Genomic DNA, 12,136 nt, shown 5'->3' on the forward strand with positions numbered 1-12,136 from the left:
CCCGGTCCGGTGTCAGGCGCTCGCCGGCCGGGGCATGACGGCCTGGATGGCCAGGCCCAGGGAGACCACCAGCGCACAGCCGATCACGTTGAACCAGAGGTAGCCGATCCCGCTGAACATGAAGAGGGCGATCACCGTGGTCTGCGAGATGAGCGCGGCGAGGAAGACGGCATTGCCCCTCACGTGCTTGAGGAAGAAGGCCACGAGGAAGATGCCCAGCACCGTCCCGTAGAAGATGGAGCCCAGGATGTTGACGGCCTGGATGAGGTTGTCGAGCAGCGACGCGAAGCTCGCGAAGGCCACCGCGACGATCCCCCAGAAGACGGTGAACAGCTTGGAGGCCACCAGGATGTGGTGGTCCGAGGCGTCGCGGCGGACGACCCGCCGGTAGAAGTCGACCGTGGTCGTCGCGCCCAGGGCGGTGAGCTCGCTGGCGATCGAGCTCATGGCCGCCGCGAGGATGACGGTGATGAGCAGCCCCACGAGCCCGCTGGGCATCCAGTCCTTCACGAACGAGATGAAGATGTAGTCCGAGTCCTTGGTCTCCATGCCCGGCAGGGCGCGGGACACCACGGCCTTGGCCTCCTTGCGGACCGAGTCGGCCGCGCGGGCGGCGGCCTGGAGCTGCTCGCGCGCGCTGGCCTCGGCGGAGGCATCACGGGTATCGAGGGCCGCCAGGTAGTTCTCTGCCTCGGCGCGCTTGTCGGCCTGGACGCGCGTCCACTTCTCCTCGAGGGCCGCGAACTCGCCCGCCTGCGCGGTCGCCTGCACCTTCGCGCGCAGGGGCTGGTTGAAGAGCAACGGCGGCGCGTTGAACTGGTAGAACACGAAGACCAGGAGCCCGACGAAGAGGATGAGGAACTGCATCGGGATCTTCAGGACGCCGTTGAACAGCAGCCCGAGGCGGCTCTCGGTGATGGAGCGGCCCGACAGGTAGCGGCCCACCTGGGACTGGTCGGTCCCGAAGTACGACAGCGACAGGAAGAGGCCGCCGGTGAGGCCGGACCAGATGTTGTAGCGGTCCTGGAAGTCGAGATCGAAGCTGACCACGTTCATCCGGCCGAGCGCTCCGGCGACATCCACGGCGCGCCCGAAGGACACGTTCTCGGGCAGCCGCCACACGATGACGAGGGCGGCCACGACCATGCCCCCGAGCATCACCACCATCTGCTGCTTCTGCGTCTGGCTGACGGCCTTGGAGCCACCCGTCACCGTATAGAGGATGACGAGTGCCCCCATCGCGATGATGGTCGGCTCCAGCGGCCAGCCGAAGATGGCGGAGAGGATGATGGAGGGCGCGTAGATGGTGATGCCGGAAGCGAGCCCGCGCTGGATGAGGAAGAGGAACGCACCGAGCAGGCGCGTCTTCAAGTCGAAGCGGGACTCCAGGTACTCGTAGGCCGTGATGACATTCAGCCGGTAGTAGATGGGGACGAAGATGGCGCTGACGATCACCATCGCGAGCGGCAGTCCGAAGTAGAACTGCACGAAGCGCATTCCGTCCTCGTAGGCCTGGCCCGGGACGGAGAGGAAGGTGATGGCGCTGGCCTGCGTGGCCATGACCGACAGGCCGATGGTGGGCCAGCGCAGATCCTGGTCACCCCGCAGGTAGCTGCTCGCGGTGTCGCGCTCGCCGCGCGTCCGCCAGAGCCCCCAGCCCACGATGAATGCCGTCGTCCCGATGAGGACCAGCCAGTCGAGCAGTGTCACGAATAGGCCCGGGTGAGTGCCCAGAACAGGGCGATGAATACGGCAAGGGAGCCCAACACGAGGAAGTAGATGTTGCGCCAGGAGCCCAGCAGGGGAGGCGCGTCGTCGAGCTCGGGCCGTGGCTTGGAGTTATCGTTCATTGAGCGAGGAGGTTCGCGAGCAGGCGGTAGGCCCCGGGTACACCCGAGGGGAGCTGACGGAAGAAGGCGAGGCCCGTGTAGACGAAGGTCCCCTTGCCGTGGCGTGCGACGAGCAGCCCGCCGCGGAGCGGTTCCTCGCCAGCATCATTCATGGCGAACACGGGCTTGTAACGCTCGTCCCACTTCGAGGCGAAATAGAGGCCCCGCTCCTGGACCCAGCCCTGGAAATCGGCGGCCTCCAGCCGGTTGGGGCCCTTCAGGATCGGGTGATTGGGGTCGACGGGCGTCATCGCCGCGGTCTCGTCTGTCACGCGATCGCGTCCGATCTCCAGGGGGTAGGGGCCGATGGAGGAGTTGAGCGGTCCCACGCGGCTGTTGGTGTTGTACTGCACCAGCAACCGCCCTCCCTGCTCCACGTACTTCATGAGCCGCTCGTGGTGGAGCGCGAGGCGCGGGTTGGCGTTGAAGGCGCGCACGCCGACGAGGATGGCCTCGAAGCGCTCGAGCTTCTCGGAGGCCAGGCGCTCCTCGGGCAGCAGCGTCACCTCGTACCCGACGGCCGCGAGGCTCTCGGCCACGCGGTCTCCCGGCCCGGGGATGTACCCGAGCCGCCGCACCTTCGTGGCCAGGGTGAAGGGCACCAGCGCCGCCTCGGAGGGCTGGCGTACCGTCTGCGGCGGGATGTGCTCGTGCGTCACGGTGCGCACGCGCCACGACTCGGAGCGGCCTCCGCTGTCGACGACGACGCGCAGCCGGCCCCGCTCGCTCGCGCCCTTGGGCGGGGTGACCTGGAAGCGGACCGTGCGCTCGTCGCCGCGCGCGGCGATCTGGAACGGCACCTCGGCGGGCTCGGCGCGCCAGCCCTTCGGCATCTCCAGCCGGACCTTGCCGGCCGCGTCCGCCTTGCCCGCGGCCAGCACCACCGCGACGGACTGCGCCGTGCCATTGGGGAACATGAGGACATCCCGCTCGAGCGTCGCCGTGACGGCCGGGGCGATCTCGAAGGCCCGGTACAGCTCGCCCCGCACCGGATCCGTCCACGCGTAGACCACCGGCCGTACCACGGAGAAACGCTTGCCGCCGACCTCGTAGACGAAGGTCACCGTCAGGGCGGGCTCTCCCTCGGGCCTGCCCACGAGCGCGCGATCCTGCTCGTCCAGCGCGTAGAGGCCGCCCGCGACGGGCTTGCGGAGCCAGTAGGGCGTGGAGATGCGTGCGTCCCCAGGAATCGCCACCGGCCTGGAGAGCTTGAAGGGCTTGTTGTCGGCGAGGTTGGCACCGGCCGCCACGGACTCGCCGCCCGGGAGCGTCACTCCCACCAGCCGGAGCGCGGCGGGCGAGCGGTTCAGCGCCACCAGGTTCAACGCCACCTGGCTGCCCGGGACGGCCGCCGTCTCCGCTGCACGCGCCTCGAGGAACAGGCCCGCGCACGCGGCCACGAGCGCCTCGGTCTCACGCAGCTTGAGCGCCTTCCACGGGTTGCTGTCCGGCAGGGCGGAGATCGCCTCGTGCACGCGCAGCAACGCCGGGATGCTGCGGTGGGGGGCGCGCGCATCGAACCCGTTCACCGCCTCGTCGATGCTCCGTACCACCTGCTCCGTACCGCTCCACCGCCGCCACGTGAGCTCGAGTCCCTCGAACAGGTCGGACTTCGGCTTCGTCCCGGCCAGGGGCGTGAAGTACTCCAGCTGCGTCCCGCGCTCGGCCGGCACTCCGAAGCCCTGGCTCTTGTGCTGGCTGCGGCTCTCCGCGGAGATCTCTCCCCAGGAGCGGCCCAGCAGCGGGTCGTAGCCGCCGACATCCAGCGCGAGGTAGCCGGACATGTCCGCGTCCGGCTTCAGGTTCCACGTCGAGGTGTTGTTCAGCAGCCTGTCGGCCTTCCACGGCTTCAGCTCCCCGAGCTGCTCGGGGTAGCGCGCCGGGTCGGCCGCCGCCGTGAAGGCCGCCTCCGCCAGGATCGCCGAGGAGGTGTGGTGCCCGTGGTTCGGCGGCTTCGTGGTGAAGCGCGTGATGATGACATCCGGCTGGAAGCGGCGGATGGCGAGCACGACGTCGGCCAGCACCTCGTCGCGGCCCCAGATGCGCAGCGTCTCGTCGGCGCTCTTCGAGTAGCCGAAGTCCCTCGCCCGCGTGAACAGCTGCTCGGCGCCGTCGACGCGCCGCGCCGCGAGCAGCTCGTGCGTGCGGATGAGCCCGAGCAGCTCATCCTGCTCGGTCCCGATGAGGTTCTGCCCGCCATCTCCACGGGTCATCGAGAGATAACCCGCGCGCACACCCCGTCCACCAGCCAGGTAGGCCAGCAGCCGCGTGTTCTCGTCGTCGGGATGGGCCGCCACGTACAGCACGCTCCCGACCACGCCCAGGCGCCGGATCCCCGCGGCGAGCTCCCCCGCATGGGGCTGCCGGGCGGGTTGCGCGAGTGCCGTCGACCAGATTCCGAGGCTCATGGCCAGTGCCGTTCCAAGAAGGACCAGGTTCCGCATTCGGGCGGACCCTAACAAGGAATGGGACCGCGCTGATGCGAGGATTCCTTATGCCCACCGGGCCATGACGCCCTGAGCCATGACTGGCCGTGCGAGCCGGGTCCATCTCCGTCGCCCCGGTGCCCCGGACTTGTTATCACCTGCCCGTGGCTTCCTCCTTCTCCGCCTCCTGGCTCCGCGGCGATCCTCGCGCGCTCGAATTCCTCCCCGACCGCTTCCGGCACCGGACCGCCCGCGCCGAGGCTGTCGCCGCCGCGGCCTCGCGGCCTCTCGCCCCGGCGATCCACGACGTGCTCGTGGCCCGCAATGCGCGCCTCGCGCCGAGCCCCGCCCGCGAGCGGAACCTGGAGCTGCTCGCCCGTCCCGGCACGACCGTCGTGGTGACCGGCCAGCAGGTCGGGCTCTTCCTCGGGCCGCTCTTCACGGTCTACAAGGCCGCCTCGGCCATCGTCGCCGCCCGCGCCCTGGCCGAGGAGGCCGGCCGGCCCTGCGTCCCCGTCTTCTGGTTGCAGACCGAGGATCACGATCTCCCCGAGATCGATCACTGCTTCACTCCGCGCTCCGCCGGTGGGCTCCTGCGCGCGTGCCTGGAGCTGCCCGACGCGGCGACCTCGCGCGTCCCGGTCGCCCACCGCCGCCTGGGCCCAGGGGTCACCGCCGCGCTCGCCGCGCTGCGCGCCGAGCTGGGCGACAGTCCTCACGCGAGCGAGCACCTGGCGCTCCTCGAACGCGCCTACCGTCCCGATGCGACGCTGGCGGACGCCTTCGCCGAGGTGCTGTCGGCCCTCTTCGCGGACGAGGGGCTCGTGTTCCTCGACCCGCGGGACCCTCGCCTCGCGCCCCTGGCCGCGCCCCTCCACCGCCGCGCCATCGAGGAGGCCTCGGCCATCGCCGGCAAGCTCGCCCAGCGGGGCCAGGCCCTCTCCGAGGCGGGCTTCTCCGAGCAGGTCCACATCCGCCCGGGCTCACCGCTGGGCTTCTTCTCTCCCGATGGTATCGACGGCGCGCGCTACCGCATCGATCCCGCTTCCATCCCCGGCACCTGGAGCCTCGTGGGCCACCCGGAAGGTGCCTCCGTGACGACGGCCGAGCTCCTCTCCTGGCTGGAGCGCGAGCCGCTCCGCTTCACGACCTCGGCCCTGTTGCGTCCCATCCTCCAGGACTCCTGGCTTCCCACGGCGGCCTACGTCGGCGGGCCGGGGGAGATCGCCTACTTCGCGCAGCTCGCACCGCTGCATGCGCACGTCGGCCTGCCGATGCCGCTCATCGTTCCGCGCGCCCGGTTCCGCGTCATCGACGACCGCGCCCGCCGCCTGCTCGACACGCTCGGCCTCTCGCCGGATGACGCGGCCGCCCCGCGTGACGAGCTGCTGGCCCGCCTCGCCGCCCGCGACGCCGGGGGAGGCTTCGAGCCGCCCGAGGCCGTCGAGGCCCGCCTCCTGGGCGACTTCGCCTCGGAGCTCGCCCGCCTCGGCGAGCGCATGGCCGCCATCGACCCGACCTTCGCCCGGGCCGTCACCCGCACCGACAAGACAGTCCGCCGAGGCATCTCCCGTCTCGCGGCCCGGTACGGCCGCGCCATCACGCAGCGGGATCAGGTGATGGTCGATCGCGTGGACCGCCTGCGGGCCTACCTCGCCCCGGATGGCGCACCGCAGGAGCGCATCCACGGGCTGCCGTACTACGCGTGCCGCCTCGGCTCCCAGGCCTTCACGCGCCTCGTCCTCGAGGCCTGTGAGCCCTTCTCCGGCAACCTGAAGGATCTGAAGCCATGACCGCGGCCAATTCCACCTACGGGCTCGACGTCCTCGCCTTCGGGCCGCACCCCGACGATGTCGAGCTCTTCTGCGGCGGGTTCCTGGCCCGAATGGTCGACCTCGGCTACCGCACCGGCATCGTCGACCTGACGCGCGGCGAGAAGAGCTCGCGAGGGACTCCCGAGTCGCGCGCCGCCGAGACCGAGGCCGCTTCCCGGGTGCTGGGCCTGTCGGTCCGAGAGAACCTCGGCCTGCCGGATGGGTGGATCGACCCCTGGGCCGGCTTCGAGGCGCCCGAGGCCGAGCGCGCGCGGACCGCGCCCGTGGCTCGCGTGGTCGAGGTCCTCCGCCGCCTCCGCCCCGAGCTCGTCCTCGTCCCCTGGCAGCAGGAGCGCCACCCGGACCACGAGGCCACCAGCGCCCTGGTGACGCGCGCGTTGTTCTTCGCCTCGGTGCGCAAGTTCGAGACCGAGCCTCCCAGCGCGTCCTTCACGCCGAGGCAGGTCCTCTACTACCCCATGCGCCACCTGGCCGAGCCGAGCTTCGTCGTCGACGTGTCGGCGGCCCACGAGCGGAAGATGGCCGCCATCCGCTGCTACGCGAGCCAGGTGGAGCCCCGGGCGGAGGGTCCGCAGACCCTGGTCGGCTCGCCCCTGTCGCTCACCTCGCTCGAGGCGCGCGACCGCTTCTACGGCGCGCGGATCGGCGTCTCCCACGGCGAGCCCTACGTCCTGCGCGAGACCCTGGGCCTGAGCGATCCCCTGGACCATTTCCGCCGGAATAGCTTCGCGCGGCCCCTGTTCTTCCCCTAATGCCGATGAGCGACCGCCTCAACCTGGCCATCACCTGCTTTCCCACCTTTGGAGGCAGCGGCATGGTCGCGACCGAGATCGGTCTGGCCATGGCGGAGCGCGGCCACCGCGTCCACTTCATCGCGAGGGACCTCCCGGTACGCCTGCACGGGATGACGCGCAAGGTCATCTTCCACGAGGTGGTGGAGAGCGACTACCCGGCGCTCGCCCACTCGGGGACGTACCCCCTGGCGCTCGCCTCGAAGATGATCGAGGTCGCCAGCTACGAGCAGCTGGACATCCTGCACGTGCACTACGCGGTGCCCCATGCCACGGCGGCCTGGATGGCCCGCGAGGTGCTGGGGGATCTGGCGCCGCGCATCGTGACGACGCTCCACGGCACCGACACCACGCTCGTCGGTACGGATCCCACCTACCTGCCCATCACGCGCTTCTCCATCCTGCGCAGCGACGCGGTGACCACGCCCTCGGAGTTCCTGCGGCGCGCCACCTGGGACGGCTTCCGGCTCCCGGAGACCGTCCCCATCGAGGTCATCCCCAACTTCGTCGACACGGAGCGCTACGCCCCGGTCCGCGACCGGACCCTCCTGCGCCAGCTCTTCCCCGGGTTCACGGATGACGAGCCCGTGCTCATCCACGTGTCGAACTTCCGGCCGGTGAAGCGCATCGGCGACGTGGTGTCCATCTTCGAGGAGGCCCACCGCGCACGCCCCTGCCGGCTGGTGATGATTGGTGACGGCCCCGAGCGCTCACCCGCGGAGCGCAGGGTCCGGGAGCTCGGCCTGGAGGACCGCGTGGCCTTCCTGGGCAAGCAGGAGAGCTTCGTGGAGATCCTCGCCTCGGCGGATGTCTTCCTCCTGCCGAGTGAGCAGGAGAGCTTCGGCCTCGCCGCGCTCGAGGCGCTGAGCTGTGGCATCCCGGTGGTCGCCAGCAACATCGGCGGCATCCCGGAGCAGGTCGATCACGGGACGACGGGCTTCCTGGCGCCAGTGGGGGACGTGGAGGCCATGGCGGGCCACGTCCTCGAGCTCGTCCGGGACACGGGGCGCTGGCGGAGTTTCTCCCGCCGCGCCCGCGAGAACGTCCTGGCCCGCTTCCAGCTCGGGCCGGCCATCGACCGCTACGAGGCCCTCTACCGTCAGCTCATGGCGGGGGCCTCGCGCGGCTGAGACTACTTCTTGCCCTTCCAGTCCTGCAGGGCCTTGGCGACCTGATCCTTGAAGAAGAAGTTCGGATCCTTCTGTCCCAGGTCCCAGGCGATCTGGGCGAACTTGCGGGCGTCGGCGATCTTCCCCGAGCGCGCCAGGATGTCGGCCTTGATCCAGTTGTTGTACCAGTGCGACTGGATGGCGAGCGAGTTGTCCGCGTACTTCAGCGCCGTGGGGTAGTCCTTCGACGTGTCGGCCACGTAGCGGGCCGCGTTGGCCAGCGAGCGCCACGAGCCGTTCACCGCGGACTGGATGTTGGCCTGCGCATGCGTCTTCGTGTCGACGGTGATCGGCACGGAGACGCGCAGCTTCTCCCACTCGAAATCGAGCGAGGTCTGGTCGTCGGTGGTGTTGGAGAAGAGGAACGTCAGGCGCTCGCGGTGGGGAATCTCGGTGGGCGTCGCGGTGACGCGCACGACGTCGTCCTTGGCGTCGTAGCTCTTTCCGCCGCCGAACAGGCCCAGCTCCTTGTTCAGCACCACCGTCCACTCCTTCTGGGTGGGCACGGAGACGATGGAGTAGGTGCCCGCCGGGACCGGCTTCCCGCCGAACGTCACATCCCTGCTGAAGGTGATCTTCGTGGCCGCGTTGGCACCCGTGCGCCACACCTGATCAAAGGGGACCAGCGCGCCCCATACCTTGCGCCCCTTGACCGCGGGGCTGGAGTAATCGACCGAGATCTCGGTCAGTCCCACGCTCTGCACCACCTTCGCCGAGGGGCTCGCGGCAGGCAGCTCGAGCTGCGCCGCGGCGGGCAACGCGGTGAGGGCCATGGCCACCGCGACTACGCACCCAAGAAGCTTCTTCATCGTCCTCACGTTGTCCTTTCGCTCCGAGACGTCGGGAGCGGCCGGAATCTATAGAGCGGCCCTCCGCCGCACCAAGTCTTTCTCAGTTCCGTTCGACGCCGCGGCCGAAGAGCTGGAAGAGCACCGGCACCACCAGCATGTTGAGGAAGGTGGAGGTGAGCAGCCCGCCCAGGATGACCACGCCCATGGGGGCCTGGATCTCGTTGCCCGCCTCGTGCCCGGCGATGACGAGCGGCACCAGCGCGAGCCCCGCCGACAGCGCCGTCATGAGGATGGGGGCCAGGCGCTCCATCGAGCCCTGCGCCACGGCGTCGGGGAGGCTCTTTCCTTCCTCCGTCATCAGGTGCTCGAAGTGGCTCACCATGAGGATGCCGTTGCGCGTGGCGATGCCGAACAAGGTGATGAAGCCCACCAGCGAGGCCACGCTCACCACGCCGGAGGTGAGCGCCACCGCCACCACTCCGCCGATGAGCGCCAGCGGCAGGTTGATGAGGGTGAGGAGCGCGTTGCGCACCGACGCGAAGGCCACCACCAGCAGCAGGAAGATGCCCACCACCACCCCACCACTGAGCAGGATGATGCCACGGGCCGCCTCCTCGGCACTTTCGAACTGCCCGCCATAGACGATGTAGTACCCCTCGGGGAACGTCATTTCGCGGGCCACGCGGGCCTTCAGCTCGTCCACCACCGAGGACAAATCCCTCCCCGCCACGTTGGCCTGCACCACCATCTTGCGCTGCACGCCCTCGCGGCTGATGGTGTTGGGGCCGGTCTCGCGCGTGAGGCTCGCCAGCATCTTCAGCGGAATGCGCGGCCCCGCGGGCGTGTCGATGAGCGTGGAGGCGATGGCCTCCAGGTCCGCCCGGGAGGCGTCGTCCAGGCGCACCACCAGGTCCACCGCCCGCTGGCCCTCCAGCACCGAGCCCACCGTCTGCCCGGCGAAGGCCCGCTCCACCGCCTCGGCCACCTCGCCCGTGGTGAGGCCGTAGCGCGCCACCGCGTCCCGGTCGGTGCGGATCTCCAGCTCCGGGATGTCCACCTGCTGCTCGATGGAGACGTCCACCGCGCCCGGGGTTCCCTCGGCCACCTTCTTCACCTGCTCGGCCAGCTCCCGCAGCTTCTCCAGGTCGTCCCCGAAGAGCTTCAGCGCGATGGCCGATCGGGAGCCCGAGAGCATGTGGTCGATACGGTGCGACAGCGGCTGGCCGATGGTGATGATCGCCCCCGGCACCTGGGCGAGCGACTTGCGCATCGCCTCCAGCAACTCCTCCTTGCTCCGGTCCCCCTTCGACAGATCCAGGCTCACGTCGAGCTCCGCCGCGTTGACGTCCTGGGCGTGCTCGTCCAGCTCCGCGCGGCCCGTGCGCCGGGAGGTGGAGGCCACCTCGGGGAGGGCCAGCAGCGCCTGCTCCACCCGCCGGCCCAGCTTGTCCGACTCCTCCAGCGACGTGCCCGGCAGGGTGACGACGTTGAGGGTGAGCGTCCCCTCGTTGAACTCGGGCAGGAAGGCGCGTCCGAGGAAGGGGATGATGGCGAGCGTGGCCAGGAAGGCCAGTCCGGCCCCGGCCAGGATGGCCTTCGGCCGCGCCAGCGCCCACGCGAGCAGTGGCTGGTAGCGCACCTTCAGCCAGCGCAGCACCGGCCCCTCTTCGGCACCCAGTGAGCGCGCCCGGGGCAGCAGGTACGCGCACAGGGCAGGTGTGACCGTCACCGCTACCACCAGTGACGCGGTGATGGCCACGATGTACGCCAGCCCCAGGGGCGCCAGCATCCGTCCCTCCAGGCCCGAGAGGAAGAAGAGCGGCACGAAGACGAGGACGATGATGAGCGTGGCGAAGACGATGGAGGTGCGGACCTCCACCGAGGCCCGGTAGATGACCTCGAAGGCGGACCGGCGCTCCGCCTCGGGCAGGTGCGCGTTCTCCCGCAGGCGCCGGAAGACGTTCTCCACGTCGATGATGGCGTCGTCCACCAGCGCCCCGATGGCGATGGTCAGCCCGCCAATGGTCATGGTGTTGAGCGTGACGCCGAACGCCGCGAGCGCCAGTACCGCCACCACCAGCGACAGCGGAATGGCCATGAGCGAGATGAACGTCGCCCGCAAGTTCATCAGGAAGACGAGCAGGATGACGGCCACCAGGATGGCGCCGTCGCGCAGCGCCACGGACACGTTGTGCACCGCCACCGAGATGAAGTCCGACTGCCGGAAGATGTGGCGGTTGATGACCAGCCCCTGGGGCAGCGTGCGCTGGATGTCGTCGAGCACCGCGTCCAGCCGCCGGGTGAGCTCCAGCGTGTTGGCATCCGGCTGCTTCATCACCGCGAGGATGACGGCGGGCTTCGCGTTGGCGCTTCCTTCTCCGCGCTTGGGTCTGGCGCCCACCCTCACGTCCGCCACCTGTCCCACGGTGATGGGCTGGCCCCCGCGCACGGTGACGACCGTGTTGGCGATGTCCTCCAACCCCCGCGCCCGTCCCACGGCCCGCAGCAGGTACTCCTGTCCGCCCTCCACGTAGAAGCCACCCGAGGAGTTCTGGTTCGTCGTCCGAAGCGCGTGCGCCACCTGCTCGAAGCTGACGGCGAGCGCCTGGAGCGACTCGGGCCGCAGCAGCACCTGGTACTGCTTCACCGCTCCGCCGATGGGGACGACCTGGGAGACGCCCGCCACCGACAGCAGGCGCTTGCGCAGCACCCAGTCCGCCGCGCTCCTCGCCTCCATCATCTGGGCCTCGCGCCCCGCCGCGTCCGGCGCCAGCGCGTCCTCGTTCCAGGAGACGGACAGGAAGAGGATCTCCCCCATCACCGAGGAGATGGGCGCCAGCGTGGGCGGCGGTACGTCCGGCGGCAGCTGCGAGGCGACGAGCTGCAGCTTCTCGTTCACCACCTGCCGCGCGGTGTAGATGTCCGTGCCCCAGTCGAACTCCACCCAGACGATGGAGATGCCCACCCCGGACGCCGAGCGCACCCGGCGCACGCCCGTGGCGCCATTCACCGACGTCTCGATGGGGAAGGTGACGAGTGTTTCCACCTCCTCGGGCGCCAGTCCATGCGCCTCGGTGAGGACGGTGACGGTGGGGGCGGTGAGATCCGGAAAGACGTCCACCGGCATCTTCCGGGCGGTCTCCACCCCCAGCACGAGCAGCAGCACGCAGGCCGCCACGACCAGCAGGCGGTTGTCGATGGACCAGCGGATGAGGTGATTCATCGTCGGGGGCTC

Annotated in this window: 8 protein-coding genes; 3 read left to right on the forward strand and 5 right to left on the reverse strand. The window is 69.9% G+C overall.

Going from position 1 to position 12,136, the window contains the following annotated elements; translation table 11 throughout:
• Window positions 1–12: 12 nt before the first annotated feature.
• From NR810_RS22290 to NR810_RS22300, 3 genes are read right to left on the reverse strand one after another with little or no spacing between them, the layout of a single operon-like run.
• Window positions 13–1,710, reverse strand: coding sequence for a sodium:solute symporter family transporter (locus NR810_RS22290; protein WP_257455259.1), 1,698 nt, complete (start codon window positions 1,708–1,710; stop codon window positions 13–15).
• On the reverse strand, window positions 1,707–1,850 hold the full coding sequence (locus NR810_RS22295; protein WP_257455261.1) for a hypothetical protein: 144 nt from the start codon (window positions 1,848–1,850) through the stop codon (window positions 1,707–1,709). The genes NR810_RS22290 and NR810_RS22295 overlap by 4 nt, the downstream gene beginning before the upstream one ends.
• On the reverse strand, window positions 1,847–4,333 hold the full coding sequence (locus NR810_RS22300; protein WP_306818410.1) for a PIG-L family deacetylase: 2,487 nt from the start codon (window positions 4,331–4,333) through the stop codon (window positions 1,847–1,849). The genes NR810_RS22295 and NR810_RS22300 overlap by 4 nt, the downstream gene beginning before the upstream one ends.
• Window positions 4,334–4,479: 146 nt before the next feature.
• Here NR810_RS22300 and bshC point away from each other — a divergent pair, with 146 nt between their 5' ends.
• Genes bshC through bshA form a run of 3 tightly spaced genes read left to right on the forward strand, consistent with a single transcriptional unit; the run spans window position 4,480 to window position 8,071 of the window.
• Complete coding sequence (gene bshC / locus NR810_RS22305; protein WP_257455264.1) at window positions 4,480–6,108, forward strand: bacillithiol biosynthesis cysteine-adding enzyme BshC; 1,629 nt, start codon at window positions 4,480–4,482, stop codon at window positions 6,106–6,108.
• A complete protein-coding gene (bshB1, locus tag NR810_RS22310; protein WP_257455265.1) occupies window positions 6,105–6,902 on the forward strand; it encodes a bacillithiol biosynthesis deacetylase BshB1 in 798 nt (265 codons plus the stop codon). The genes bshC and bshB1 overlap by 4 nt, the downstream gene beginning before the upstream one ends.
• A 5-nt stretch (window positions 6,903–6,907) precedes the next feature.
• Window positions 6,908–8,071, forward strand: a complete 1,164-nt coding sequence (gene bshA, locus NR810_RS22315) for an N-acetyl-alpha-D-glucosaminyl L-malate synthase BshA (RefSeq protein WP_257455266.1) — start codon at window positions 6,908–6,910, stop codon at window positions 8,069–8,071.
• Window positions 8,072–8,073: 2 nt separating this feature from the next.
• Here the strand turns inward: bshA and NR810_RS22320 are convergent, their stop codons facing one another.
• Together NR810_RS22320 and NR810_RS22325 are read right to left on the reverse strand one after the other, a co-directional pair.
• Entirely contained in the window at window positions 8,074–8,919 is an 846-nt protein-coding gene (locus NR810_RS22320; protein WP_257455267.1) for a DUF2911 domain-containing protein, read from the reverse strand.
• A gap of 82 nt (window positions 8,920–9,001) precedes the next feature.
• Complete coding sequence (locus tag NR810_RS22325) at window positions 9,002–12,124, reverse strand: efflux RND transporter permease subunit (RefSeq protein WP_257455268.1); 3,123 nt, start codon at window positions 12,122–12,124, stop codon at window positions 9,002–9,004.
• Window positions 12,125–12,136 lie beyond the last annotated feature (12 nt).

The organism is Archangium lipolyticum (assembly GCF_024623785.1).
Taxonomy (GTDB): Bacteria; Myxococcota; Myxococcia; order Myxococcales; family Myxococcaceae; genus Archangium; species Archangium lipolyticum.